This window comes from Kitasatospora indigofera, assembly GCF_014655955.1.
Classification (GTDB): domain Bacteria; phylum Actinomycetota; class Actinomycetes; order Streptomycetales; family Streptomycetaceae; genus Kitasatospora; species Kitasatospora indigofera.
In genome coordinates this window covers 75,162-101,714 of sequence record NZ_BNBO01000019.1, presented here as the reverse complement: position 1 = coordinate 101,714, position 26,553 = coordinate 75,162, and the positions used below count along the sequence as shown (strand labels likewise).

Sequence of the window (26,553 nt, the reverse complement as noted above, 5' to 3'; positions counted from 1 at the left end):
GGTTCGGGTGGCCGGCGGCGGCCGGGCAGGTCAGGGGGCTTGTACCCGCAGCCGCAGGACGCGGTCGTCGCCGGGCCGTACGTCGCCGCGCCCGTCGGTGTTGCTGGTGCTGAGCAGCAGGGTGCCGTCCCCGTCGGTGAGGACGGTGCGCAGCCGGCCGTAGGTGCCGTTCAGGAACTCCTGCGGCGGTGCGGCGGTGGTGGTGCCGGCGAGCGGGATGCGCCAGAGCCGGGTGCCGCGCAGGGCGGCCATCCAGATGGCGCCGTCGGCGTAGGCGATGCCGCTCGGGGAGGCCACGTCGGTGTGCCAGGTGACGACGGGGTCGACGAAGCCCTCGCGGTTGCCGGTGCCCTCGACGAGCGGCCAGCCGTAGTTGCCGCCGGGCCGGATCAGGTTGAGCTCGTCCCAGGTGTTCTGGCCGAACTCCGAGGCCCAGAGCCGCCCTTGGGGGTCCCAGGCGAGCCCTTGGACGTTGCGGTGGCCGTAGGAGTAGACCACCGAACCGGGGTAGGGGTTGCCGGGGGCGGGGGCGCCGTCGGGCGTCGTCCGGAGGATCTTGCCGCCGAGCGAGCCGGTGTCCTGGGCGATCGCCCCGCCCTGGCCGCTGTCGCCGGCCCCCGCGTACAGCATGCCGTCCGGGCCGAAGGCGATCCGGCCGCCGTCGTGGTAGGTGCCCTTGGGGATGCCGGTCAGGATCTCCTGCGGGGCGCCGAGCTGGCCGCCGGCCGGCCCGGCAGGGTCGTACCGGAGGCGGACGATGCGGTTGTCGGTGGCGGTGGTGAGGTACGCGTAGACCAGGTGGTCGGTGGCGTACGCGGGTGACAGGGCCAGGCCGAGCAGGCCGCCCTCGCCGCCGGCCGCCACCCCGGGGACGGCCCCGAGGTCGGTCTTCGCGCCGTCGGCGGCGGCGATCCGGGCGATCCGGCCGGTGTCCCGGGAGCCGACCAGCAGGTCGCCGCCGGGGAGCAGCGCGATGCCCCAGGGGGTGTCGAGGTCCTGCGCGACGGTGGCGCTCACCTGGACGGCGCCGGTGGCGCCGGGGTTGGTGGCGGGGCCGGGGCTGAGCCCGGTGCAGGCCGTGGCCGCCGGCAGCAGCACGGCGGCCAGCAGGGCGGCGGCGCGGGGCGGTCCGGTCCGGCGGCGGTGCGGCACGGGTGTTCCTCCCGGGGTGCGGCGGGGCTCCACCTCTCCAGCAGACCACATCCGGGCGGCGGCGTCGGCCGGTACGCGCGAGGCTGGACGGGGCGGACGGGTGCGGTCCGGCCGGCGTCCGGCGGGGTGCCGGGCGCAGCGACGTACGGGTGGACGCAACGTTGCGTCCAGTGTTAGCTTCAGGCGCAACGCACCGTTGCGTCCAGCTTGAGGAGCCGCCCGGATGACCACCACCGACAGCCCGCCGGGAGCCCGCGCCGGCCTCCGTGACCGCATCGGCGGGCGGTTCCGCGCCGGCGCCGCGGCCCGGCCCGCGCTGGCCTACGCCTTCTGGGCCACCATGACCAGCACCACCGTGCCGACCCCGCTCTACCCGCTCTACCAGCGGGAGTTCGGCTTCTCCCCGCTGATGGTCACGGTGATCTTCGCGGTCTACGCGCTGGGCGTGGTCGCCGGACTGCTCGTCCTCGGCCGGCTCTCCGACGAGATCGGCCGCCGCCCGGTGGTCGCCGTCGCCCTGCTGCTCGCCGCGGGTGCCGCCGGCCTCTTCCTGGCGGCCGACGGCCTGGCCTGGATCTTGGCCGCCCGCGTGCTGTCCGGGCTCTCCGCCGCGCTGATCACCGGCAGCGCCACCGCCGCCCTGCTCGACCTGGCGCCCCCGGACGGCCGGGCCCGGGCGCAGAGCGTCGCGATCGCCGCCAACATGGGCGGACTGGCCGCCGGCACCCTGATCTCCGGCGTGCTCGCCCAGTGGGCCGGCTCGCCGCTGCGGCTGCCCTGGACGGTCACGCTGATCCTGCTGGCCGCCGCCCTGCCCGCCCTCGTCCTGGTGCCGGAGAGCGTGCGGGAGCGCACCCGCCCCGCCCTGCGCCTGCAGCCGCTGCGGGTGCCGGCCGGGATCCGCGGCGCCTTCCTGCGGGCCGCGCTCACCGCGGGCTCCGGCTTCGCCGTCCTCGGCGTGCTCACCGCCGTCACCGGGCTCTTCCTGGGCGGCCTGCTGCACCTCACCAACCACGCGCTGACCGGGCTGGTGGTCTTCCTGGCCTTCACCTGCACCGCCCTCGGCCAGTTCGCCACCCGGGTGCTGCCCCCGCGCCGGGCCCTGCCGGTGGCCTGCGCCGGCCTGGTGCTGGCCGCCGCCCTGATCGCCACCGCCCTGCTCGCCGAGTCCGCCGCACCCCTGGTGGCGGGCGCCGCCGTGAACGGCCTGGCCACCGGCGTCGCCGTCGGCAACGGCCTGGGCGTGATCAACGGCGGCACCCCGCCCCAGCGCCGCGGCGAGGCCGTCTCCACCTTCTTCGCGATCCTGTACTCGATGCTGTCGGTGCCCGTCATCGGCGTCGGCGTGCTGATCCAGCTGGCCGGGCTGCGCACCGCCGGGGTGATCTTCAGCGGGCTGGTCGCCCTGCTCGCGGCCGGTGTCGCGGTGGGCCTCCCGCGCGCCGGACGGACCGGCGAGTGAGCGCGCCGCGGCCGGACGGCGGCCCGGCGCGCCAGGAGGGCGGCCCGGCGCACCGTGAGAGGATGGGCGCCGATCACGGCCCCCGCCACCGGCGTGACGGCCGGCCCGCAGCCGCCCGGAAGGACTCCAGCGCCATCGCCGCCACCAGGCCGGCCGGCCCCGCCGCCGCCGAACAGCCCAGCAGCGGGCCGCGCCGCAACGAGGCCGCCCGGCTGGCCGTCCTGAACGCCACCGACGACCTGCTGGTGGAGCGCGGCTTCGAGGGCCTGACCATCGAGGGCATCGCCGCCCGGGCCGGTGTCGCCAAGCAGACCATCTACCGCTGGTGGAAGTCCAAGGTCGACATCCTGTACGACAACCTGGTGCTGGACGCCGGGGAGGCGCTGGCCTGGCCGGAGCCGGCCGGGGACGCCGGGTACACCGTCACCGAGCTGCGCGGCTACCTGCACCGGTTCGCGGCCTTCCTGGCCCAGGCGCCGGCCGGCCGGGTGCTGCAGGCCCTCGTCGGCCACGCCCAGCTCGACGCCCGGACGGCGGAGCTGCTGCACGACGGCTTCCTGCGCGAGCTGCGGGCCCGGGACACCGAGCGGGTCCGCGCCTGCCTGGCGCAGCTGGACCCGCGGGCCGCCGTGGCCGACGAGGAGGCCGCCGCCCTGCTGGACGGCCTGCTCGCGCCGCTCTACTACCGCGCCCTGCTGGCCCGCGGCCCGGCCGACCCCGCCGAGCTGGACCGGCAGCTCGACCAGGCCCTGCGCGCCCGCACGGCCTGAGCCCCTGGCCGTCACCGGCCCCTGACCGGCCCGGCCCCGTCCAGCCCCCCGGTCCAGTCCCGCCCCGCCCCGCCCCGCCCGGCGGCGGCCGTCCGGCACCTGCTCGGGGAGCGGGGCTTCGAGCACGCGGACGTCCAGGCCGAGGGCTGCCGGAAGGCCGGCGAGGCCGCCCGCCGGGGCGGCGCGGAGCACTGAGCGGAGCAGCGGGCAGCGGCCGGGCCGGGCCCTACGGGGTCGCGGCGGCCGGGGCGGCGGCCAGGCCGGTGCACCCGCGCAGGCCGTCGCGGCGCTTGAGGGCGGCGGCCGCCGCCACGCCGCTCTGCGGCTGCGGCACCCCGGCGTCGTCCACCAGCGCGGGGGTGAAGCTCTCGCCGGTGACCTTGCCGGCCGCGGTCAGGGTCAGCGTGGTGACCCCGGTCTCGTCGGAGAACGGGTAGTCGGAGGTGCCGTACCAGAGGAAGTTGCCGAAGCCGTAGCCGACGTAGGTGTTGCCGAGCATGCCCGATCCCAGCATGGTGTGGGCGTGGGTGCCGACCACGGCGGTGGCCCCGGCGGTGGCGAGCTTCTTGGCGATCCCGGTCTGCGCGGTGGTGGGGCAGGCCTTGCCCTCGTCCCCCCAGTGCAGGTAGACGATCACCACGGGGGCCTGCTTCTTCGCCTGCTCGACGGCCTTCAGCAGCGCCGGGACGTCCAGCGCCGAGGCTATGCCGGGCTTGGCCGCGCCGGCCCGCCACTTCTGGTTGGTGAGGTCCTCGACCTGGCTGGCGGCCAGCACCGCGACCTTCACCCCGCGGACGGTCGTCAGGTACGGGGCGTAGGCCTCCTTGGCGTTGCGGCCGAGGCCGACCACCGGGATCGGCGAGGCGTCCTTGGCGGCCAGCGTGTCGGTCAGGCCGTCGGCGCCGTAGTCCACCGCGTGGTTGTTGGCCAGCGAGACGACGTCGACGCCGGAGTCCTTCAGCGCGTCCAGGGCCTTCGGCGAGGTCCGGAAGGTGTAGAGCTTGGACTCGGGCGTGCCCCGCCCGGTGATCGCGGTCTCCAGGTTGAGCACCGCGAGGTCCGCGTCGGTCAGCGTCTGCGAGATCTGGCCCAGCGCGTGCTCGGGCGCGGCCACGGCCAGCCGGCTCTCGGTCCGGCCCTCGAAGTGGACGTCCCCGGCGAAGGCCACCGTGATCACGCCCTCCGGCCGGGGCGCGCCGGTCGGCGAGGCCGTGGTCGCCGGGGCGTCCGTGGGGACGGGCGGGGCGGCCGCGGCGCGGTCGCGGGGCGGGTCGTCCGGTCCGCAGGCGGCCACCGGGGCGAGGGTGAGCAACAGTGCGAGCACGGGCGCGACGCGGCGCATGGAGGTTCCCCCCGGGGGTCGGCAAGAGCGCGGACAGACTACGCCACCCGGCCTCGTACCCTTCACCCCGCGTCCACATCGACCGGTGCGCCGCCGGGTGCCCGCACGGCCCACGCGGCGCCCGGAGGCCGCGCCCCCCGCCCCGGCGCCGGGCGGCCCGGACGGGACGCGGCGGTGCGCGCGCCCCCGCCGGTGCGCGATCCTGGACCAGGCAGCTGCCGGCCCACGAGCCCGGGGAGTGGAATGCGCACGGACACGGACACCGGCCCCGCACCGGACACCGGCCCCGCACCGGGGGCGGACGACTTCACCCCCGCCGAGCGGGCCCGTGGCCGCGCGCTGCGCCGCGCGCAGTCCCCCTGGGCGATCGGCGGACGGCTGGCCGGCCTGGCCCTGTCGCTGGGGCTGGGCCTCACCCCGGCCGGGGCCGGCCTGGTGACGGCGGCCGGCGGGCTGTTCGGCGGCGGGCGGACGGCCACCGTGCTGGCCGGCACGTCCGCGCTCCTGCTGCTCGGCCAGGCCGTCGCACTGCCCTTCGGCGCCCGGGTCACCGCGGTGCGCCGCCGGTACGGGCTGGTCACCCAGGGCTGGGGCGGCTGGGCCGCGGACGCGCTGCGCGGCCTGGCGTTGTCGCTGCTGCTGGCGCTGCCCGTGGTGTTCGTCCTGTTCGCCCTGACCGAGCGTTCCCCCGACGGCTGGTGGATCCCGGCCGCGGCCGGCGCCGCGCTGCTGACCGCGGCGCTGTCCTTCCTCTTCCCGCTGGTGGTCGAGCCGGTGTTCAACCGCTTCGCTCCGATGCCGCCCGGGCCGCAGCGCGAGGCCCTGCTGGCGCTGGCGGCCCGCGACGGCGTCCGGGTGCGGGACGTGCTGGTGGCCGACGCCTCCCGCCGGACGACCGCGCTCAACGCGTACGTCTCCGGTCTCGGCGCCACCCGCCGGATCGTCGCCTACGACACCCTGCTGGACACCGCCGACCCGGGCGAGGTGGAGCTGGTGGTGGCGCACGAGCTGGGCCACGTCAAGGCCCGGGACGTGCTGACCGGGACCTTGCTCGGCGCCCTCGGGGCGGCCCTCGCGGTCTGTGCGCTGGGGCTGCTCACCGGCCGGCAGCCGCTGCTCTCGGCGGCCGGCGCCGGGTCCGCCGCCGATCCGCGGGTGCTGCCGCTGATGGCCGCCTGCGCGGCGCTCATCGGCGCGCTGGCCGGCCCGGCGCAGTGCGCGGTCAGCCGGCGGGTGGAGGCGCGCGCGGACCGGCACGCGCTGGAGCTGACCGGCGACCGCGAGCGGTTCATCGCCATGCAGCGCAGGCTGGCGGTGGCCAACGTGTCGGACGTCGACCCGCCGCGGGTGCTGGAGCTGCTGTTCGCCACCCACCCCAGCGCGGTGCGCCGGATCGCCGCCGCCCGCGCCTGGCGGCCGGCCCCCTGAACAGGCCCGATCCCGCCCGACGTTGTACTGTGCAACAACATGTCAGCGGCACGGCGCAGCCGGTCCGCCCGAAGCCGAGGAGGTGCCCGTGAGCGGCCGCGAGTCGTCGATCGACACCATCCAGCGGGAGCTGACCGCCTTCGCCCGGCGGGCCCGGCACAAGGCCTCGCAGCTCCACCCCGACCTCTCGCTCGTCACGTACAGCATCCTGGACCTGATGAACGAGCGCGGCGGCTGCCGGGCCGCCGACGTCGCCTCGTACTTCATGCTCGACAAGTCGACGGTGAGCCGGCAGGTCGGCGCGCTGGAGAAACTCGGGCTGCTCGTCCGGGAGACCGACCCGGACGACCAGCGCGGCCAGATCCTGCGGCCCACCGAGGCCGGGCTGACCCTGCTGCGGGAGGCCGCCGAGCAGCGGCGGCTCTCCTTCACCGAGCGGTTCACCGACTGGGACGACGAGGACGTCGCGCGGTTCGCCGACTACCTGGCCCGCTACGGCGCGGCCGACTGACCCGCCGCCCGCCCGGCCCGCCGCGCACGCGGGCCCCGCGAGCCGCATGGCGCCCCGCACGGGCCCGGTGTACAGAGGAGACGTGTACCCGCTGCGGAGCTCTCCCGGACCCCAGGGGTGGTGGCGGCCCGGCCGCGCACTGCAGGTGATCCCGCTCGCGCTGATCGTGGCCATCACCGTCGTCGACATCCTCGCGCCGCCGGAGATCCACCTGGGGCCGCTGCTGATCGTCGCGCCCGCCCTCGCGGCCTCCTTCGGCGGGGTGCTCGCCACCACCGTGGCCGCGCTGCTGGCGGTCGGCGCGCAGGTCCTGATCGGCCTGCTCCGGGACGGGCTGACCACGGCCAACCACCTGGCGCAGGTCGCCGCCCTGGTCGGGGTGTCGGCCTTCATCGTGCTGCTGCGCGCGCTGCGCGCCCGGCACGAGCGGGAGCTGCACCAGGTCCGCTCGGTCTCCGAGGCCGCCCAGCGGGTCCTGCTGCGCCCGCTGCCCGACCGGATCGGACCGCTGCGGCTGGCCTCGGTCTACCTCGCCGCCGAGGCCGAGGCTCTGATCGGCGGCGACCTCTACGCCGTCGCCCGCACCCCCACCGGCACCCGGCTGCTGGTCGGCGACGTCCGCGGCAAGGGCCTGGCCTCGCTCGGCGACGCCGCGCTGCTGCTCGGCGCCTTCCGGGCGGCGGCGCACCTGCACCCCACCCTGCCCGAGCTGGCGGCCCACCTGGACGGCAGCGTCCGCTGGGACCACACCCAGCCCGCCGGGGGCGAGGACCCGGGCGAGTCCTTCATCACCGCGGTGATCCTCGACATCCCGGACGACGGCGCCGAGGTCCGGATGGTCGACTGCGGCCACCCGCCCCCGCTGCTGCTGCACCGGGGCACGGTCACCACGCTCACCGCCCGCCGGCCCGCCCCGCCGCTCGGCCTCGGCGACCTGACCCCGGACGGCTACCGGGTGGAGGTCTTCCCGTTCCGTCCCGGCGACCGGCTGCTGATGTACACCGACGGCGTGATCGAGGCCCGCGACTCCGGGCGGAGCTTCTACCCCCTCGACCGGCGGATCGGCCGGTGGGCCCACGAGCATCCGGCCGCACTGCTGACGCAGCTGCGCCGCGACCTGCTCGCGCACGCCGGCGGGCACCTGGGCGACGACGCCGCGCTGGTCGCCGTCGAGCGCCTCGGCCCCGACGGGGCCGCGCCGGGGCGCTGACCGTACGCTCCCGGCCGCTCGGCCCCGCCCGCCGGTCAGCCGCCCGGTTGCGGCAGCGGCGGCAGCGGCTGCGGCCCGGGCGGCAGCGGGACCGGCCACGGCGGCGGCCACGGGGGCGGCCAGCTCGCCGTGGCGTTGCGCCTGGTGGTGCGGGCGGCAGCGGCGGGGCGGGCCAGGGAGGCGGCGGTGAGGATCCGGGCCGCCAGGGTGCTGTTGCCGGGGGCGGCCGCCGCGGCCATCGCGGTGCGGGCCACCGTCGGCCGGGTCCGCGGCGGGACGACCAGCAGCAGGTAGTGGTCCTGGTGGCCGCCGCCCACGCCGATGGTGTGGACGCTGGAGGAGAAGCAGTTGATCCGTACCACCCGCCCGTCGACGGTGATCCGGTCCGGCACGGTGTTCCAGACCGTCCGCTCGACGCCGACGTGCAGGACCGGGCCGACCCGGCGGCGCAGCGCCGTGATCAGGGCGGGGAGTTCGCCCGCCAGGTCGCGCGAGCGCGGCCACCAGGCGCCGTCGAACATGCCGCTGTGGGAGTGCGAGGGGTCGAGGGTGAACCGCGCGCCGCGGCGGTCCACCGGGCCGAGCAGACCGGGCGCCTGGAAGATCGGGTACGGGAAGGTGCGGTCGGTGGCCATGGCGTGCCCGTCTCCGGCTCTCGACGAACCGGGTGACTGTCCGGGGGCGACGCCGGTCCGGATGCCGGCGTCCGCAACGTCCTCGGTACGCCAACCCTACTGCGGGCGGGGGTCGATCCGGGCGTCCCGGGCGGACCGGATCCGGCCGGTCCCGCCGCGTTCCACAGCCGTGGCCCGCCCGTCGGCGGTCGCGCCGGCACCATCGCCGGGGAACGGCTCTGACGTCCGGACGGGCCTCCGCCCCGCGGGCGCCGCGCCGCGGCCCGCGGGTGCCGGTGCCGCCCGTCATGTACATCGGTCCGGGCCGGTGCGGTCGACCGGCCCGGACGGCGTGCACGAACCGTGGAGGTCACCTCGGGCTATGCCCGCCCGACGTCCATAGGACGGGCGCACTTTCACTCCCGTAACACAGTATGACTAGTATCGCTTCGTCAAAAGCCATACTCCAGACGGTCGTCCCGACGGACACCGCCATCCCAGAGGAGAATGCTCTGCGCGCGCGTGCCAATCGGCGGACCGCTTCACCTGGTCAGGGGGCGGCCGCCGGGCCGCCGAGCCCCAGAGGCGGCAGAGCCGGAACGAAGCCCCCGAGGCTGTCCCTGCGAACGGCGCTCCTCGTCCTGGCGGTGGTACCGGGCCTCGCGCTCGCCGCGCTGTGGGCGGTGACCAGCGGCCAGACCGTCTTCGACTTCCAACGGCAGGCCGGACAGGGCCTGCTGGCCCAGAAGGCCGGGCAGCCGTCCAACATCGTCTACTACAACCTCCAGGAGGAGCGCCGGCTGAGCGCCGAGGCGCTGGTCGACCCGGGCGCGTCCACCGAGGCCCTGCGCCGCCAGCGCCAGCTGACCGACGAGGCCGTCCGGACCTTCCAGGCGCTCTCCGAGGACGTCGCCGCGGACGCCCCGCCCGAGGTCCGGTCGGCGGTGTTCCAGGCCCGCCAGGCGATGACGCAGCTCTCGGCGCAGCGCGCCATGATCGACCGCGGCGCGGCCGACCAGCAGGCCGTGTTCAGCTACTACACCGACCTCATCTCGGTGGACCTCTCGCTGTTCACCGCGCTCAGCCACGTGGACAACGGTGAGATGACGTACATCTCCCGGGCCCTGGTCGACGCCTTCTGGGCCAAGGAGATGCTCGCCCGCGAGGACGCGGTGCTGGCCCGCGGCTGGCAGAGCGGGAAGCTGAGCACCCTGGAGCTCCAGCTGGTCCAGCAGTCCATCGGCAACCAGTCCTTCCTGCTCACCACGAAGATCACCCCCTACCTGCCGGCCGCCGAGGCGCCGGCCTGGCAGGCGCTGACCAACAGCGCCGCCTGGCAGGCCAAGGCCACCGTCGAGCAGGCGCTGATGCGCCCGGCCGCCACCGACGCGAGCGGCGGGGTCAAGCTCCCGCCGCTCCAGGAGCAGTGGCGCCAGGCCGTCGACCAGGTCAACCCGCAGCTGGTGAAGCTGATGGAGACCCGCACCGCCGGCGTGGTGGAGGTGGGCAAGTCGAGCATCATCGCGCTGCTCGTCAAGGTCGCGCTGACCACCCTGGTCGGCCTGCTCGCGGTCGTCGCGGTGATCATCACCACCTGGCGGCTGACCCGCTCGCTGCGCCGCCGGATCATCCATCTGCAGGGCCAGGCGGAGGAGTTGGAGCGCACCCTGCCCGAGGTGGTGGAACGCCTCGGCCGCGGCGAGCAGGTCGACGTCGAGGCCGAGAGCCGGGCCGTCGGCGAGCAGGGCGGCGCGGCCGGGAGCGACGAGCTCGGCCAGCTCGGCCACGCACTCAACCTGGCACGCACCAGCGCCCTGGAGACCGCCGTCCGGCAGGCCGACCAGTACCGGGGCTTCGAGCGGCTGCTCCAGCGGATCGCCCGCCGCACCCAGCTGCTGATCGGCCTCCAGCTCAAGAAGCTGGACGAGCTGGAGCGCCGGCACGAGGACCCGGAGGTCCTGGAGGGCCTCTTCGACCTCGACCACCTGACCGCCCGGCTGCGCCGCTACGAGGAGAACCTGGTGATCCTCGCCGGCGGCCAGCCCCAGCGCCGCTGGCGCAAGCCCGTCCCGCTGCTCGACGTGCTCCGCTCCGCCCAGGGCGAGGTGCAGGACTACCGCCGGATCATGCTGGACGTCGAAGGCAGCCCGTGGCTGTCCGAGCGCGCGGTCGGCCCGGTCGCGCACGTGCTCGCCGAGCTGATGGAGAACGCCGCCACCTTCTCCCGGCCGCCCACGCCGGTCGAGGTGCGGGCCGCCGTCGTCGGACGCGGCCTGGCGATCGAGATCGAGGACCGCGGCCTGGGCATGGACCCGGACCAGCTCGCCGCGGCCAACGAGCTGATGAGCCGGCCGCCCCGGATGGACGTCCTGGCCAAGGCCGACGACATCCGCCTCGGCTTCTACGTGGTGGCCCGGCTCGCGGCCAACACCGGCCTGCGGGTGGAGTTCCGGCCGTCCGCCTTCGGCGGCACCCGGGTGGTCGTGCTCGTCCCGGCCGAGCTGGTCTCGGACGGCAACCCGGAGCACGAGAACGCCGTGCCCGTCGAGCCCATCCCGCTGCCCTCCCGCAGCCGGGGCCGGGCGCTGGCCGGCGTCCCGGCCGCGCTGCCCGAGCCGACGGCGACCGTCCTGCCGCTGCCGGAACTGCCCGGGGCCGACCACCGCGAGCCCGGCTTCGCCGAACCGACCTACGCCGAGGCCGAGTTCGCCGGGGCGCAGTACTCCGGCGCCGACCACCCGCGCCGCGGCCTCCCGGCCGCCGGTCACGGCTCGGACGGCTACGGGACGGACGGCTACGGGACGGGGACCGAGGCCTACGGGACGGAGGTCCACCCCGCCCCCGGCTTCGGGGCGGAGGCCCTGCCCGCGGACGGCTTCACGGGCAGCGGCTTCGCGGGCGACGGCTTCGCGGGCGACCGGTTCCGGGCGGACCGGCCGGTGACGCCCCGGCTGCCCGTCCCGGGCTTCCCCGACGACGGGTTCCCGGTCGCCGGGTACACCCCGGACGCCTTCGGCGAGCCGGACCCGGCGCCCGCCTTCGGCCTCCCGGAGCCCGCCGGGTACGGCGGCGGCGACGCCCGCCGCGGCACCAGCCACCCGTACGCCGAGCACGCCCCCACCGGGCACGACCGCCAGGCCGCCCGGCCCTCCTGGTCCTCGCCGCCCGACGCCTACGGCCACGGCGGCCGGTCCGGCGAGGCGCTGACCGCCGACGAGAAGCCGCTGCCGCGCCGGGTCCGGCAGGCCCACCTGGCCGCCGAACTCCGGCTGCCGCCGCCCGAACAGGGGCTGCCCGCGCAGTCCCCGCCACCCGCCGAGGACGTCTTCCGCAGGCCGGCACCGCGCCGGTCCGGAGCCGCCATCGGCGCCTTCCAGCGACAGTCCCGGGCCGCGCGCGGCCAGGGCGAGGAGACCGGAAACCAGCAGCACCCCGCAGTTCCCGCACCGAGCCCGTCCCCGTGGGACGGATCGCTGACGGATCCCAACACCCCTAGGACGGAAGACCGGACATGACGCGCACGATAGCCACCCATCAGGACCTGGACTGGCTGCTGGACGGACTCGTCGACTCGGTGGCCGGCACCCGGCACGCCGTTCTGCTCTCCGACGACGGCCTGGTGGTCAGCCACTCCCGCAGCATCGACCGGTCGGACGCCGAGCGGCTCGCCGCCGTCGCCACCGGCCAGCAGAGCCTGGCCCGCGGTGTCGGACAGCTCTTCGACGGCGGCCAGGTCCACCAGGTGATCGTCGAGCTCGCCGACCTCTGGCTGTTCATCATCGCGGCCGCCCAGGGCACCCACCTCGCGGTGGTGGCCTCGCAGGACGTCGACGCCGAGGTCATGTCGATGGCCATGCACACCCTCGTCCAGCAGGTCGGCCAGAAGCTGACCACCCCGGCCCGCTCGGAGTTCGACGCGTTCGCCGCCCGGGGCGGCCGAGGGTGAGGCCGCACTGGAGCGACGAGGAGGAGGACGACGACGACCTGACGGGCACGATGGTGCGCCCCTACACCATCACCCGGGGCCGGACCGCCCCCGAGCGTGACGACCTCACCCTCATCACCGTGCTGACGACCGTCCAGGACGGCCCCCGCGCGGAGTTCGGCCGGCCCGGCCGGACCCCGCGCGGGCTCCAGCCCGAGCACCGCCTCATCCTCGACCGCTGCCGCCGCCCGGCGGCGGTGGCCGAGGTGGCCGCCGGACTCAACCTGCCGATCTCGGTGACCAAGATCCTGCTGGGCGACCTGATCGCCCAGGGCCTGCTGCTCGCCCGCGCGCCGCTCTCGGTGGCCGCGGGCGGCGGCGGCGTGAACCTCGGCCTGCTCACGGCCGTCCGCGAAGGACTCCGGAGACTCTGACGAACATGACCATCGGGACGAACAGCCAGACGGCGCCCGCCGCCGTCAAGATCCTGATCGCGGGCGGCTTCGGCGTGGGCAAGACCACCCTGGTGGGCGCCCTCAGCGAGGTCGCGCCGCTGCGCACCGAGGAGTACCTGACCCGGGCCAGCATCGGCGTCGACGACCTGAGCGGCGTCGACAACAAGGACACCACCACCGTCGCCCTCGACTTCGGCCGGATCACCATCAGCTCGGAGCTGGTGGTGTACCTCTTCGGCACCCCGGGCCAGGAGCGCTTCTGGTTCATGTGGAACGACCTGGTGAACGGCGCGCTCGGCGGCGTCGTCATCGTCGACACCCGCCGGGTGGAGAGCAGCTTCGCGTCGATCGACTTCTTCGAGAGCCGGGGCATCCCCTTCGTCGTCGCGATCAACTGCTTCCACGGCCGCAACACCCGCACCCCGGAGGAGATCAGGTCCGCCCTCGACCTCGACCCGCAGGTGCCGCTGCTGCTCGGCGACGTCCGCGAACGGGTCTTCGGCCGCGACCTGCTGCTCGCCCTGGTCGACCACCTGATGACCCTGCCCGCCCCGCTGGCCGCCCCGGTCGGCTGACCCACCCCCCTTGGAGACCCCCGTCATGTCCTCACCCCTGCGCGTCCTGATCCACGGCGGCGGCATCGGCGGCCTGACCCTGGCCACCGCCCTGGCCCGGCGCGGCCACCAGGTCGACGTCGCCGAGCTGCGCGACGAGCTCGACGCCCTCGGCGTCGGCATCATCCAGCCCTCCAACGCGCTGCACGTGATGCGGGAGATCGGCGTGCTGGAGGAGTGCCTGGCGGCGGGCTTCGAGTGGGAGGTGCTGACCATCTGCGACCCGGCCGGCGCCACCCTCGCCAAGATCCCGCAGCCGCGGATGGCGGACGCCCCCTCGAACAACGGCATCCCCCGCCCGGCGCTGGCGAAGGTGCTCGGCCGGGCGGCCGCGGAGGCCGGTGCGAAGATCCGCTTCGGCACCACCATCACCGAGCTGGCCGACGACGGCGAGGGCGTCGACGTCACGCTCTCGGACGGCAGCTCCGGCCGCTGGGACCTGGTGGTCGGCTTCGACGGGATCGGCTCGCCGCTGCGCAAGCGCCTGTACGGGGACCGCTTCGAGCCCGAGTACACCGGCTTCGCCAACTGGCGGGTCACCGTGCCGCGCGACCCGGAGGTGCGGGGTGTGGTGATGAGCGCGGGCAACCTGAACGCCAAGGCGCTGCTGACCCCCATCACCGACGACACCATGTACCTGGGCACGGTGTTCGCCGAGGCCGAGGACTTCCGGCCGGACCCGGAGCACGCCCACGAGCAGCTCGCCGAGCGCCTCGCCTCCTTCGCCGGCCCGGTGGCCGCGGCCCTGGTCCACGTCACCGACCCGGCCGCGGTGGTGTACTCGCGGATCTCCCAGGTCACCGTCGAGGACGCCTGGTACGTCGGCCGGGTGGTGCTGGCCGGCGACGCCGCGCACGCCAGCACGCCGCACCTCGCCCAGGGCGCCGCGATGGCCGTGGAGGACGCCCTGGTGCTGGCCGAGAGCCTGGACGCGGCGGCGGACGTGGCCGGGGCGCTGGCCGCCTGGGAGGCCCGCCGCCGCCCGCGCGCGATGTGGGTGCAGAGCCTGTCCCGGGCGATCCTCAAGCAGGAGACCGGCACCGCCACCACGCCCGAGGAGGACGAGCTGCTGAAGGTCGGCATCCCGGGCGCGGCACACTTCCTCGTACGTCCGTACTGATCCCCTCGTACGGCCGTCCGGTGCGCCGGCACTGATTCCGACCTGTTCGACCTGGTGGGGCCCCGCTTGCCGCGGGGCCCCATTCTTGTCGGCTGATATGACTGTTTCTGTTGCCGGATACGCCTTCGGACGCCCGGGTAATGCTGAGCCGAACGGATGACACGGCATCAGAAACGGCACCCATGAAACAGCCCGATCAGACGAATCCGCACCTCGCCGTCACCGGCCCGGCGGGCCCCGGAGGGGCAGGCCCCGGCCTGCCGGTCCCCGGTGGTTCCGGGCTTCCGGGGCCGGGCCTCACCGGTCCCCGGCCCGGCATTCCCGCCCTGCCGCACCCGTGGGTGGCACCCGCCCGGCCGGCGCTCTCGGCCCCGGCGATTCCGGGCACCACGTATGCGGGCGGGGCGATTCCCGGCATCGCCACCCCGAGTACGGGGATTCCCGGCATCGCCACCCCGAGCGCGGGGATTCCCGGCCTGCCGATGCCCGGCGCCCCGTTTCCCGGACCTGCCGGATCCGCCCAGGCCGACACCGCACCGGCCGGCCCCGGGAAATCCGCACCCGCGAGATCCGCACCCGCGCAGCCCTTCCAGCTGCCGGAGTTCTACCTCCCCCACCCCGCCCGGCTGAACCCGCACCTGGAGCACGCCCGCACCCACACCAAGGCCTGGGCCCGCTCGATGGGCATGGTGGAGGGCTCCGGCATCTGGGACGAGCACGACCTCGACTCGCACGACTACGCCCTGCTCTGCGCCTACACCCACCCGGACGCCCCGGCCGAGGAACTCGCCCTGGTGACCGACTGGTACGTGTGGGTCTTCTTCTTCGACGACCACTTCCTGGAGATCTTCAAGCGCTCCCAGGACCGCGAGGGCGGCAAGGCCTATCTGGACCGGCTGCCGGCCTTCATGCCGCTGGACCTCGGCGCCGAGGTGCCCGCCCCCACCAACCCGGTCGAGGCCGGGCTCGCGGACCTCTGGGCCAGGACGGTGCCCGGCATGTCCGCCGACTGGCGGTCCCGGTTCGCGGAGAGCACCGAGCACCTGCTGAACGAGTCGCTCTGGGAGCTCTCGAACATCAACGCCGGCCGCACGCCCAACCCGGTCGAGTACATCGAGATGCGCCGCAAGGTCGGCGGCGCGCCCTGGTCGGCGGGCCTGGTCGAGCACGCGGTGGGCGCCGAGGTGCCGGCCGTGGTCGCCGCCTCCCGGCCGCTGCGGGTCCTCAAGGACACCTTCTCGGACGGCGTCCACCTGCGCAACGACCTGTTCTCCTACCAGCGGGAGACCGAGGAGGAGGGCGAGCTCAGCAACGGCGTCCTGGTCCTGGAGACCTTCCTCGGCTGCACCACCCAGGAGGCCGCCGACGCGGTCAACGAACTGCTCACCTCGCGCCTGCACCAGTTCGAGAACACCGTCGTGACGGAGCTGGCCCCGCTCTTCGCCGAGCACGGCCTCGACCCGCAGGACTGCGCGCGGGTGCTGGCGTACGTCAAGGGCCTCCAGGACTGGCAGTCGGGCGGCCACGAGTGGCACATGCGCTCCAGCCGGTACATGAACGGCGGCGGCACCGGCACGGCCCCCACCGGCTGGTCACCGTACGGCGCGGGGTCGCTCGGGACGTCCGCGCTGGACCTCGGCCGCCTGGGCGCGACGGCCGGCACCGGCCGGGCCCGCAGTTTCACGCACGTGCCGTACCGCTCGGTCGGGCCGTCCCGGCTGCCGGACTTCCGGATGCCGTTCGGGCTGCGGCTGAGCCCGCACCTGGAGGCCTCCCGGCGCAACACCCTCGACTGGTGCCGCCGGACGGGCATGCTACAGCCGCAGCCCGGCGTCCCCGGCTCGCACGTCTGGGACGAGGAGCGGGCCGCCGGCATCGACCTCCCGCTCTGCTCGGCGGGCATCCACCCGTACGCCACCCTCGCCGAACTGGACCTGACCTCGGCCTGGTTGGCCTGGGGAACCTACGGGGACGACTACTACCCGGTGGTCTACGGCCGCCCCCGCGACCTGCTGGGCGCCAGGGCCTGCAACGCCCGGCTCTCGCTGTTCATGCCGCTGGACGGCGCCGCCGCGCCGGCCCCCGCCAACGCGCTGGAGCGCGGCCTGGCCGACCTGTGGACCAGGACCGCCGGGCCGATGACGCCGGAGGCCCGGCAGCAGTTCCGCACCTCGGTCGAGGACATGACCGAGAGCTGGCTCTGGGAGCTGGCCAACCAGGCGCAGCACCGGATCCCCGATCCGGTGGACTACCTGGAGATGCGCCGCAAGACCTTCGGCTCCGACCTGACGATGAGTCTGTGCCGGCTCGCGCACGGGCGGCAGGTACCGCCGGAGATCTACCGCAGCGGGCCGCTGCGCTCGCTGGAGAACTCGGCCGCGGACTACGCCTGCCTGGTCAACGACGTGTTCTCGTACCAGAAGGAGATCGAGTACGAGGGCGAGGTGCACAACGGCGTCCTCGTCGTGCAGAACTTCTTCGACTGCGACTACCCGACCGCGCTCGCGATCGTGGACGACCTGATGAACTCCCGGATGCGGCAGTTCCAGCACGTCGTCGCGCACGAACTGCCGGTGCTGTACGACGACTTCAAGCTGACCAAGGAGGCCAGGGCGGTCCTGGACGGCTACGTCCGCGAGCTGCAGGACTGGCTGGCCGGCATCCTCAACTGGCACTTCGGCTGCTTCCGGTACCAGGAGGAGGCGTTGCGCCACCAGGGCCTGCCGGAGCTGTCCGGCGTGAGCTTCACCGGCCCGACCGGACTGGGCACGGCGGCGGCCCGGATCGCCACCCTGGTGGGACAGCCGGGCTGACCACCGGGCGGCCCGAGGGGCAGGAGGGGGCGAGAGCGGGAACGGCCGGCCGGATCACCCGGCCGGCCGTTCCGCCCGCTGCGGAGCGGTGCGGGAGGATCCGTCGAACGTGCTTCGGATGTTCACTACCTGACACCACGTTGGTACGACGAGACGGTTATGTGTATACCTCACCTCTACCGCACACCCGCCCATTGACGGAGACTCACCGTGCCCTCCCCCACGACCGCCACCATCGACCCGGCGGCCCCGCCCACCCCCGGACCCCCCGCCCCGTCACGCCTGCAGGCCGTAGTCCTGATGGCCGGCAGCTGCCTGCCCATCCTCGGGGCCGTCCTGATCGCCCCGCTGCTGCCCAAGATGCAGGACCACTTCGCCTCCACCGCCGGCGCGAAGGCGCTGGTACCGGTCGCACTCACCATCCCCGCGCTGGCCCTCGGCCTGCTGGCCCCCTTCGCCGGCCTGCTGGTCGACCGGCTCGGCCGCAAGCGCCTGCTGATCGGCGCCAGCCTGCTCTACGCCCCGATCGGCACCGCGCCGCTCTGGCTCGACTCGCTGGGTGCCGTCGTGGCCAGCCGGGCCCTGCTCGGCATCGTCGAGGCCGCCATCATGACCTGCTGCACCACCCTGATCGGCGACTACTGGTCCGGCAAGCAGCGCGAGCGCTACCTCGCCCTGCAGACCATCTGCAGCGCCCTGTCCGCCACCGCCTTCTTCGCCGTCGGCGGCGCGATCGGCGAGGCCGGCTGGCGGGCCCCCTTCTGGGCGTACGCGGTGAGCCTGCTGCTGGCGCCGCTGATGGCCACCGTGCTGACCACCCCGCACGGCGCCGCGCGGCCCACCGCCGGGCCCTCGTCGCAGGACACCCCCCGCCCCTTCCCCTGGCGGCGGATGGCCGGCCCCTGCGCGCTCACCTTCTTCGGCGCCGTCGTCTTCTACACCGTGCCCGTGATGACCTCCAACCTGCTGGACGACCTGGGCATCACCGAGTCCAGCACCATCGGCCTGGCCACCGCCACCGCCAGCGTGGCCACCGTGATCGGCGCGTTCACCTTCACCCGCCTCGCCGACCACGCCGAACGGCTGCTGCCCGCCGTGCTCGCGCTCTGCGCGGCCGGCTTCGGCGTGATGTGGCTCGCCGGCAGCATGCCGGTGCTGGTGGCCGGCGCCGTCCTGAACTGCCTGGGCGGCGGCATGCTGCTGCCGACCCTGCTCACCCGCGCGACGGCCCTGCTCGACTTCGCCGACCGCGGGCGCGGCACCGGGCTCTGGAACGCCGCGTTCTTCCTCGGCGAGTTCGTCTGCCCGCTGGTCCTGCTCGGACTGGCCCCCGCCGCGGGCAGCCTGGCGGCAGCGGTCGGCCTGCTCGGCGCGGTCACCGCGCTGGTGGCCGCCGCCCTGCGCCTGCGCCGCCGGCGGACCGCCGCGCTGCCCGCCGTCCGACCGGCGGCCCCTCGGTCCTGAGCGCCCGTACCCCGGAGCCTCCGGGAGGACGGGCCGGGGCGGGGCCGGCCGGGTGCCGCACCGCCCGGCCGGCCCCGCCCGGCTCCGTCCCAGCGCCGGCGCCGCCCGGCTCCGTCCCACGGCCGGCTCCGCCGGCACCTCCTGGCCCGCTCCCCGGCACGCCCCCGGGCGGTCCCGGCCCGCAGCCCCGAGGATGGGGAGCGAGCCGTGAGGAGGCGACAGTGCAGCGAGAGAGCAGCGGACCGGGCACCGGCGGCGTGATCGGCGTACGGACCGGCGTGGCCGTCACCGTCCTGGTCCTGGTGCTGGTCAACATCCTCAACAACCGGCTCGCCCCCGGGGCCTACCTGATCACCGCCCCGCTGACGGCCGCCCTGCTGCTCGGCGTGCTGCGCCTGGCCGGCGGCAGCTGGGCCGACGCCGGCCTGGACCGCGCCGGCTGGGGCCGCGGCGCCCGCTGGGCCGGCGTCCTGATCGGCCTGGTGGCGGCGGTCTACCTGGTGGCGGCCCTGCTGCCGCCGACCCGGGAGCTGTTCACCGACCGCCGTACCGAGGGCGACAGCGGCGCCACCGTCGCCTTCCAGGTACTGGTCCGGATCCCGCTGGGCACCGTCCTGCTGGAGGAGGTCGCCTTCCGGGGCGTGCTCTACGGCCTGCTCCGCAAGGAGTGGGACGTCAAGGTCGCCACCATCGGCTCCTCCCTCCTCTTCGGGCTCTGGCACATCCTGCCCTCGCTGCACCTCTCCGACGACAAGCCCGCCCTCGAACCGCTGTTCGGGGACTCGGTGCTCGGCGTGGTGGTCGTGGAGATCGGCACCGTCCTGTTCACCGGCCTGGCCGGCGTCCTCTTCTGCGAGCTGCGGCGGCGCAGCGGCAGCCTGCTCGCCCCGGCCGGCCTGCACTGGGCCACCAACGCGCTGGGCATCGTGACCGGGTACGCGCTGCGCGTGCTCACCTGACGGACCGTCCGCACAGGCCTCGGGGGCCCGTACCGAAGCGCTAGATTGGGCGGGCGCCGCACGCGGCCGAGGACCTGCGCACGACACATGCTCCCGGGGGGAAGCAGTACATGAACCACACCCATGGACCGGCCTACGGCGGCGGGGCGCCGCTGCCGCAGGCACCGGCCTGGTCCGTGCTGGACGAGTACCTCTGGCACAGCTGCGAGATCCTCGCGGACCTCCGCGCGGACCGGCTCGACCAGCGGCCGCTGGTCGCCACCCGGGCCCGGCTGGAGCCGGGCGAACGGGCACTCGCGGTGGGCCCGGCGCACCGGCTGAGCTGGCGGCCGCTCGGCGACGGCAGCTACCAGCACAACTCGACCTTCGCGATCGGCGGGCCGGCCTTCGTGATCGGCGCGCTGGCCGCCTCGGCGATCGGCAACGCCAACCGGCGCCGCAACGCCGAGCTGGCCGCCCGGCCGCGCTGGCTGCTGGACGGGACGGGCGAGATCACGGTCACCGACCGGCACGTGTTCTTCGGCCACCCGCAATGCCCCCTGCACCTGTCCTGGGACGGCCTGGAGTCGGTGGAGCTGGCCGGTCCGGACCTGTTCGAGGCCGGGTTCCACGACATCTACGGGGGCGGGTACACCACCGTCCAGCTGCAGACGCCGTGGGCCTCGCTGATGTTCGTCTGCGCCGCGCTGACGTCCTTCCCCGCGCACCCCCGGCTGCTGACCGGCGGCTGGCTCCCGCCGGGCTTCGAGCAGCGCTGCGCGCAGGCCGGGCGCCCGTTCCGCCCCGCCGCCGGGCTGAGCACCGGCCCGGCGGGGCCCGCCCCGCACCCGCCGTACGCACCGCCGCCGCACACTCCGCCGCCGCACGCACCCCCGTACACGCCCCCACCGGCCGCGCAGCCGCAGGCCGCGCCCGCGACGCCGCCCCCGCCGCGCGGCGCACCGGACGTCCACCGCGACGTCGACCTCGGCAAGGACACGCCGCCCGGCCGGGCCGGCTGAGCCGGCCGGGGCCTGCCGGGAGCGGGGCCTGCCGGGCTCAGGAGCCCATCAGCGCCGCCAGCCGCGCGGTGTCGGCGGCCGTCCAGCCCGGCGGCGCGGCGATCGCCGCCCAGGCGTCGGTGGGCAGCGTCCCGTAGCGGTGCCCGAAGTTGGGCGGCACGTTGTTGGCCCCCATCAGGTCGCAGACCACCTGCCAGAAGGTGACCACCGGGTACCAGCGCATCGCCGGGGAGACGTCCTTGGCGCGCGGGTCCTCCAGCCATTCCGGCCGGCTGAGCAGCATCGCGGGGCTCCACCAGACGATCGGGTCGGAGCCGTTCTGCAGGTAGACGATCCTGGTCCCGTCCCAGGGCCGGGCCGGGACGTCCAGGTCGGCCGGCACCTGGGCGAAGCGCACCGAACGGCCGTCCTCGAAGACCGGCCGCCAGACCGGGCTGCCCGGCTCGCGGTCGGCGGTGACCGTCTTCCACAGCGGGTTGTCGTACGTCGGACCGACCAGCAGGGCACCGTCGGTCTCCGTCGCCAGCCGGTCCAGCCGCCCGTCGAAGGCCTTCTCGGTGGCGAAGGATCCCAGGCTCTCGCCGAACACCACCAGGCGCGGGCGGGTCCCGGCGGGAAGCGTGGCCCACTTGGCGTGCACGGCGTCGAACAGCGCCCGCCCGGCGTCGACGGCCTCGTCCTCGGTCAGGACGGAGACCCAGCTCGGCAGATAGGAGTACTGGATCGCCACCATCGCGCTGTCCCCGGCGTACAGGTACTCCAGCGGTCCGCTGGCCTGCTTGTTGATCCATCCGCTGCCGGTGGTGGCCATCACGGCGAGCACCTTGCGGCCGAACCCGCCGGTGCGCTCCAGTTCGGCGACGGCCAGGTCCGCCCGCCCGCGCAGCGTGTCGGCGGCCCGCAGGCCGACGTAGACGCGGACGGGGTCCACGGCCTCGTGGCCGGCGAAGGCGGTCAGCTCGGCCTTGGTGGCCGCGGTGCCGACGAAGTCCCGGCCCTTGGACCCGAGGCTCTGCCAGGACTCCAGCGAGGCCGGGCTGCCGGACAGGGTCGGCAGCTGCGGCTGGACGATGCCGGGCGTCGTCCCCTCGTCGGTCAGCGAGGCCGCGCTCTCGACCACGTTCAGCACCCCGGCCAGCAGGAACCCCTGCACGAAACCGACCACCAGCACCGCCACCACGACCACCCCGGCGCCCGCCGCCACCGCCCGCGGCACCACCCGGCCCAGGGCGTGCACGACGATCCGGGTGGCGAGCCGGAGCAGCCGGGCCACCGGCACGACCAGCGCCAGCACCAGCAGCGCCACCACCGGCACCAGTGACCACCGCCACCAGGAGATCTCCGGGGGCAGCGTGACCGCCCGACGGACGTCCCCCTGCCAGCGCACGCTCCGCGCCGTCACCGCGATCACCAGGACGCTGCCCAGGACTGCCAGCACCGCCCGGGCCACCCGGCGCACCTGCGGCCCGGGCCGGGCCCCGAGCCGTTGCGCGAGCGCCCCGAGCAACGCGCCGAAGCCGTACCCGATCGCGGCGGTCACCCCGGCCTCCACGCCCTGCAGCCACCACGAGCGGGGCAGCATGGACGGCGTGAGCGACAGGCAGTAGAACAGCACAGCCCCGGCGGCGGCGCCCCAACTGGGCCACCGCCGCAGGACCGGGCGGTCACCGGCGTGCTCCCTGAGCCGTTCGCCGAACCGCGACATCGCTCCCACGCCAGCTCCCTCGTCCGCTCCGCCGACCCGGCTGCCGCGCCCGCACCCGGACGTCCACCGGGCCCGGCCACCGGGCCGGGTCCGCGCCTCCCGAACGGCTTCGGCCCGGCCCCGCACCACGGCGGCCCCGTCCTGCTTCGGGAGTGATCGCCCCATTTTCGGCCGACCGACGCGGAAGGCCCGCTTCATCCGCCTCCGGACTCCCCCGTGTCGGATTCGTCACCGTCCCCGAACCGTCCTGGCGTCGTTTCGGAGCGGCCAGGAACTCGCCGGCGCGGGCGAGCCGCAGCAGGACGCCCGCGCCGGCCCGCGCCGCGTCCCCCGGCCGGCGAAGCACCCCTAACGGATCGGCAGGCCCGAAATGGCCCGGGAGATCACCAGTCGCTGGATCTCGCTGGTGCCCTCGAAGATGGTGTAGATCTTGCTGTCCCGGTACCAGCGCTCCACCGGGTGGGCGCGGCTGTAGCCCGCGCCGCCGAGGACCTGGACGGCCTTCTCGGTGGCCGCCACCGCCACCTCGCCGGCCTTCAGCTTGGACATCGAGCCCTCGCCGGCGGTGAAGGCCCGGTCGTTGCGGCCCATCCAGGCGGCCCGCCAGATCAGCAGCCGCGCACAGTCGATGTCCGTCCGCAGATCCGCGAGGGCGAAGGCGACGGCCTGGTTCTGCAGCACCGGGCGGCCGAACTGCACGCGCTGCCCGGCGTATTCGAGGGCGTACTCGTACGCGGCCCGGGCGATGCCGAGTGCCTGCGCGCCCACCGTGGGGCGGCTCAGCTCGAAGGTGGCCATCGCCGCCTGCCCGCGGCCCGCGCCGCCCTCGCGCACCCGGGCGAGGCGCTCGTCGAGCTTCTCCTTGCCGCCGAGCACGCAGTGCCCGGGGACCCGGACCTCGTCCAGGAAGACGTCGGTGGTGTGCGAGGCGCGCAGGCCCAGCTTCTTGATCTTGGGGCCGGCGACCAGGCCCCCGGTGCCCGGCGGAACGATGAACGCCGCCTGGCCGCGTGCGCCGAGCGACGGGTCCACCGAGGCCACCACCACGTGCACCCCGGCGATCCCGCCGTTGGTGATCCAGGCCTTCTGGCCGCTGATCACCCATTCGCCGGCCGCCTCGTCGTAGCGCGCCCCGGTCCGCATCGAGGCCACGTCCGAGCCGGCCTCGGGCTCGGAGACGCAGAAGGCCGCGACCTTCGGGTCGGCCTCGTCGCCGAAGCACTGCGGGATCCACTCGACGACCTGCTCGGGGGTGCCGCCGGCGAAGATCCCGGCCACCGCGAGGGTGGTGCCGAAGACGGACATCCCGATGCCCGCGTCGCCCCAGAACAGTTCCTCGTTGGCGAGGACCAGCGAGAGCCCGGTCGGGTCGGCCCACATCTCGGCCAGCGACTCGAAGCCGTACAGGCCGATCCTGGCCGCCTCACGGATGACGGGCCACGGGGTCTCCTCCCGCTCGTCCCACTCGGCGGCGGCCGGGCGGACCACGTCGGCGGCGAAGCCGTGCACCCAGTCGCGCAGTTCGGTCTGGTCGTCGGTCAGGTCGAGGTTGAAGCTCATCTGGCCCTCCGGGGCGCGGGACGGACGGGGTCGAGGGGCGCGAGGGCCGGGCGGGGGGACGGCCCCGGTTCAGGCCTCGGGTTTCGCTCAGCGCGGGCGTGGCTCAGGCCTCGGACGTGGCTCAGGCCTTGGGGATGTCGAAGTACCGGGTGAGGCCGGAGGCGAGTCCCAGGTCGCCGGCCACCTTGAGCTTGCGGCTCATGAACAGCGTGACGCCGGAGGCGTTGCCCGAGACCAGCCGCAGGAACTCGGCGGCGGTCAGGGTGAGGACGAGCCTCGGGTCCCGGCCGCTGTCGCCCCGGGTGAGCGTGCAGCGGCCGTCGGCGATCTCGGTCTCGTACGTCGCGTCCGGGTGCCCGGCGTCCACGACGTGCCAGCGGACCAGGGCCCGCAGGCGGGCCGCGCTCTCGGGCCTGAAGCGGGTCTCCATCCGGCCGAAGACCTCGTCCAGGATCCGCTCCCGGGCCGGACCGGCCACCACTGCGGCCAGCGCGGCGCGGGGGGTGTCCTTCACCAGGCGGGCGAACTCCTGCGGCGAGATGCCGCCGAAGTCGAGGGCGTCCACGTCCAGGTCGTCCAGGGAGGTCATCCGGGGCTCCTCAGCTCGTCAGTACGTTCTTACTCAAGAGTAAGTTTACTGAGTGGTAAGTTTAGGACGCCGTTGGATACCCTTGCAAGATGGATCCCCAACCCGGCCGCAAGCGGCTGCCCCGCAAGGTGCGCGAACAGCAGATGCTCGACGCCGCCGTGCAGGTCTTCTCCCGGCACGGCTTCCACGCCGCCTCGATGGACGAGGTGGCCGAGCGCGCCCAGGTCTCCAAGCCGCTGCTGTACCTGTACCTGGGGTCCAAGGAGGAGATCTTCAGCGCGTGCATCGCGCGGGAGGCCGACCGCCTGGTCAACGCCATCGGCTCGGCGGCCCTGAACCGGGACGACGACCCGGCGGACCGGCTCTGGCACGGGCTGACCGCCTTCTTCTCCTACGTGGCCGAGCACCGGGCCAGCTGGGTGGTGCTCTACCAGCAGGCCCGCAGCCAGAGCGACTCCCTGGCGGCCCAGGTCGCCAGGTCCCGCTCGGAGATCATCGACACCGTCACCGAACTGGTCCGCCAGTCGATGGAGTCGCCCGCCCGCGGCGGCGACGGGAGCAACTACGCCGCGCTGCGCCGGGAGTCCGCCGCCGTCGCGCACGCCCTGGTCGGCGCCGCGGACGCGCTGGCCGAGTGGGCGCTCGCCGTCCCCGGCGAGCAACCGGAGGCCACCGCACGCCGGTTGATGAACATGATGTGGATCGGCCTGGAGCGGCGGGCGAAGGGCGAGGGCTACCACGCCCCCGACGGGCCGGCCGGGACCGACGGCCCCGCCGCTCCCCGCCCGTAGTCACCGCGCGGTCCGCCACCGCACGGCCGGACCCCACCGCCGGGCCACCGGGCCGGGCCGGCTCAGAGCGCGTCCGCCCGGCCCCGCAGGTGCGTCCGGCCGTCCGCCGCCCCGGTCAGCGTGAAGGCGGTGCTCCGGCCGTCCGGCGCCCGGTCCAGGGCCAGCCGGACCTCCGAGGGCAGCGGCACCGGCGCCCGGAAGGCCACCTCGACCCGCACCGCCGCCGGCAGCTCCGGACCGAGCGCTTCGAGCACCCGGGCCTTGGTCCACATCCCGTGCGCCACGGCCCGGCGGAAGCCGAACGGCCGTGCCGTCCACGGGTGCAGGTGGATCGGGTTGCGGTCACCGCTGACCGAGGCGTAGCGCCGTCCGGCCCCCGCCGCCAGCTGCCACCGGGCCTCCTCGGCGAACGGCGGGGCGATGCCCCCGGGCCCGGGCGGCGGGGTGGCGGCCCCCGGACGGTCCGGCTCGGCCGGGTGCCGTCGCAGGTAGGTGCCGGCGGAGTGCCAGAGCAGGTCGCCGTCGGTGTCGCCGGACACCTCGGCGAGCACGTCGAAGGCCGTCCCGCGCGGGTGCGGGCGCAGGTCCGCGGTCCGCACCCGGACGGTGAGGCGCTCGTCCGCCCGGATCGGCCGGAGGCGGGTGAGGGTGTTGGCGGTGTGCACCAGGCCGAGGGCCGGCAGCGGGAAACCGGGTGCGGTCATCAGCGCCAACGCGGCCGGGAAGGCCAGCAGATGGGGGTAGGCCGGCGGCAGGAACTCCCCCGGCTCGCCCCCGCACAGCCGGACGTAGCGGGCCAGCCGCCGGCGGTCGACGGTCAGTCCGGGCAGCACCAGCTCGACCGCCGGCAGCGTCCCGGACGGGCCCTCCGGACGGGACGGACCGCGCCCGCGGCGGGCCGCCCGCAGGTAGGACCGCAGCACGCCCGGCGGACGCGCCGGGCGCCGGGACGCGTAGCCGGCCCCGGGACCGGCGGCCTCAGCTTTGCCGGCCTCGGGCTTGCCGGCCTCAGCTTTGCCGGCCCCGGGACTGCGAGCCTCGGACCTGTCTGCTGCTGACATCGTGCCC

At 75.3% G+C, this 26,553-nt stretch carries 22 protein-coding genes; 15 read left to right on the top strand and 7 right to left on the bottom strand.

Features of this window, described 5'->3' with window-relative positions; all coding sequences use genetic code 11:
• Positions 1 to 30: 30 nt before the first annotated feature.
• Complete coding sequence (locus IE329_RS18335) at positions 31 to 1,152, bottom strand: PQQ-dependent sugar dehydrogenase (protein WP_373311228.1); 1,122 nt, start codon at positions 1,150 to 1,152, stop codon at positions 31 to 33.
• Positions 1,153 to 1,375: 223 nt separating this feature from the next.
• Between IE329_RS18335 and IE329_RS18330 the strand changes: the two genes are divergently transcribed.
• On the top strand, positions 1,376 to 2,614 hold the full coding sequence (locus tag IE329_RS18330; RefSeq protein WP_190211977.1) for an MFS transporter: 1,239 nt from the start codon (positions 1,376 to 1,378) through the stop codon (positions 2,612 to 2,614).
• Between the two features lie 62 nt (positions 2,615 to 2,676).
• Positions 2,677 to 3,384 (top strand): TetR/AcrR family transcriptional regulator, encoded by a 708-nt coding sequence (locus IE329_RS18325; protein ID WP_190211976.1) that lies wholly within the window; start codon positions 2,677 to 2,679, stop codon positions 3,382 to 3,384.
• Positions 3,385 to 3,610: 226 nt separating this feature from the next.
• On the opposite strand, the gene IE329_RS18320 is transcribed toward IE329_RS18325, so the two are convergent.
• Entirely contained in the window at positions 3,611 to 4,726 is a 1,116-nt protein-coding gene (locus IE329_RS18320; protein WP_190211975.1) for a CapA family protein, read from the bottom strand.
• Positions 4,727 to 4,969: 243 nt separating this feature from the next.
• Between IE329_RS18320 and IE329_RS18315 the strand changes: the two genes are divergently transcribed.
• From IE329_RS18315 to IE329_RS18305, 3 genes are all read left to right on the top strand, one after another.
• Positions 4,970 to 6,154 carry a M48 family metalloprotease gene (locus IE329_RS18315; protein WP_190211974.1) on the top strand — a complete coding sequence of 395 codons (1,185 nt, stop codon included), beginning with the start codon at positions 4,970 to 4,972 and terminating at the stop codon, positions 6,152 to 6,154.
• An 88-nt stretch (positions 6,155 to 6,242) separates the two neighbouring features.
• On the top strand, positions 6,243 to 6,665 hold the full coding sequence (locus IE329_RS18310; protein WP_190211973.1) for a MarR family winged helix-turn-helix transcriptional regulator: 423 nt from the start codon (positions 6,243 to 6,245) through the stop codon (positions 6,663 to 6,665).
• 82 nt (positions 6,666 to 6,747) lie between these two features.
• Positions 6,748 to 7,875, top strand: a complete 1,128-nt coding sequence (locus IE329_RS18305; protein ID WP_373311227.1) for a PP2C family protein-serine/threonine phosphatase — start codon at positions 6,748 to 6,750, stop codon at positions 7,873 to 7,875.
• A gap of 35 nt (positions 7,876 to 7,910) precedes the next feature.
• Here IE329_RS18305 and IE329_RS18300 read toward each other — a convergent pair whose 3' ends face one another.
• Positions 7,911 to 8,510 carry a DUF5994 family protein gene (locus tag IE329_RS18300; RefSeq protein WP_190211971.1) on the bottom strand — a complete coding sequence of 200 codons (600 nt, stop codon included), beginning with the start codon at positions 8,508 to 8,510 and terminating at the stop codon, positions 7,911 to 7,913.
• 626 nt (positions 8,511 to 9,136) lie between these two features.
• Here IE329_RS18300 and IE329_RS18295 point away from each other — a divergent pair.
• From IE329_RS18295 to IE329_RS18255, 9 genes are all read left to right on the top strand, one after another.
• The gene (locus tag IE329_RS18295) at positions 9,137 to 12,004 is read left to right on the top strand and encodes a nitrate- and nitrite sensing domain-containing protein (RefSeq protein WP_229927552.1); all 2,868 of its coding nucleotides are present in this window, start codon (positions 9,137 to 9,139) and stop codon (positions 12,002 to 12,004) included.
• Complete coding sequence (locus IE329_RS18290) at positions 12,001 to 12,435, top strand: roadblock/LC7 domain-containing protein (protein ID WP_073922754.1); 435 nt, start codon at positions 12,001 to 12,003, stop codon at positions 12,433 to 12,435. Before IE329_RS18295 ends, IE329_RS18290 begins: the two co-directional genes overlap by 4 nt.
• Positions 12,432 to 12,848, top strand: a complete 417-nt coding sequence (locus IE329_RS18285) for a DUF742 domain-containing protein (RefSeq protein WP_373311225.1) — start codon at positions 12,432 to 12,434, stop codon at positions 12,846 to 12,848. The genes IE329_RS18290 and IE329_RS18285 overlap by 4 nt, the downstream gene beginning before the upstream one ends.
• A 5-nt stretch (positions 12,849 to 12,853) precedes the next feature.
• Positions 12,854 to 13,444 (top strand): GTP-binding protein, encoded by a 591-nt coding sequence (locus IE329_RS18280; RefSeq protein WP_190211970.1) that lies wholly within the window; start codon positions 12,854 to 12,856, stop codon positions 13,442 to 13,444.
• 25 nt (positions 13,445 to 13,469) lie between these two features.
• Positions 13,470 to 14,603, top strand: coding sequence for an FAD-dependent monooxygenase (locus IE329_RS18275; RefSeq protein WP_190211969.1), 1,134 nt, complete (start codon positions 13,470 to 13,472; stop codon positions 14,601 to 14,603).
• A gap of 482 nt (positions 14,604 to 15,085) precedes the next feature.
• A complete protein-coding gene (locus tag IE329_RS18270; RefSeq protein ID WP_268257293.1) occupies positions 15,086 to 17,416 on the top strand; it encodes a family 2 encapsulin nanocompartment cargo protein terpene cyclase in 2,331 nt (776 codons plus the stop codon).
• 210 nt (positions 17,417 to 17,626) lie between these two features.
• Entirely contained in the window at positions 17,627 to 18,880 is a 1,254-nt protein-coding gene (locus IE329_RS18265) for an MFS transporter (RefSeq protein WP_373311224.1), read from the top strand.
• A gap of 221 nt (positions 18,881 to 19,101) precedes the next feature.
• Positions 19,102 to 19,839, top strand: coding sequence for a CPBP family intramembrane glutamic endopeptidase (locus IE329_RS18260; protein ID WP_229927551.1), 738 nt, complete (start codon positions 19,102 to 19,104; stop codon positions 19,837 to 19,839).
• A 110-nt stretch (positions 19,840 to 19,949) separates the two neighbouring features.
• Complete coding sequence (locus tag IE329_RS18255) at positions 19,950 to 20,840, top strand: hypothetical protein (protein WP_190211968.1); 891 nt, start codon at positions 19,950 to 19,952, stop codon at positions 20,838 to 20,840.
• Between the two features lie 37 nt (positions 20,841 to 20,877).
• Here IE329_RS18255 and IE329_RS18250 read toward each other — a convergent pair whose 3' ends face one another.
• The 3 genes from IE329_RS18250 to IE329_RS18240 form a co-directional block, all read right to left on the bottom strand.
• The gene (locus IE329_RS18250) at positions 20,878 to 22,545 is read right to left on the bottom strand and encodes an alpha/beta hydrolase (protein ID WP_190212008.1); all 1,668 of its coding nucleotides are present in this window, start codon (positions 22,543 to 22,545) and stop codon (positions 20,878 to 20,880) included.
• A gap of 348 nt (positions 22,546 to 22,893) precedes the next feature.
• Complete coding sequence (locus tag IE329_RS18245) at positions 22,894 to 24,105, bottom strand: acyl-CoA dehydrogenase family protein (RefSeq protein ID WP_190211967.1); 1,212 nt, start codon at positions 24,103 to 24,105, stop codon at positions 22,894 to 22,896.
• A gap of 121 nt (positions 24,106 to 24,226) precedes the next feature.
• Positions 24,227 to 24,694, bottom strand: a complete 468-nt coding sequence (locus IE329_RS18240; protein ID WP_190211966.1) for an SCP2 sterol-binding domain-containing protein — start codon at positions 24,692 to 24,694, stop codon at positions 24,227 to 24,229.
• An 89-nt stretch (positions 24,695 to 24,783) separates the two neighbouring features.
• Between IE329_RS18240 and IE329_RS18235 the strand changes: the two genes are divergently transcribed.
• A complete protein-coding gene (locus IE329_RS18235; RefSeq protein WP_190211965.1) occupies positions 24,784 to 25,485 on the top strand; it encodes a TetR/AcrR family transcriptional regulator in 702 nt (233 codons plus the stop codon).
• A 62-nt stretch (positions 25,486 to 25,547) separates the two neighbouring features.
• On the opposite strand, the gene IE329_RS18230 is transcribed toward IE329_RS18235, so the two are convergent.
• Entirely contained in the window at positions 25,548 to 26,408 is an 861-nt protein-coding gene (locus IE329_RS18230; RefSeq protein ID WP_190211964.1) for a MaoC family dehydratase, read from the bottom strand.
• Positions 26,409 to 26,553 lie beyond the last annotated feature (145 nt).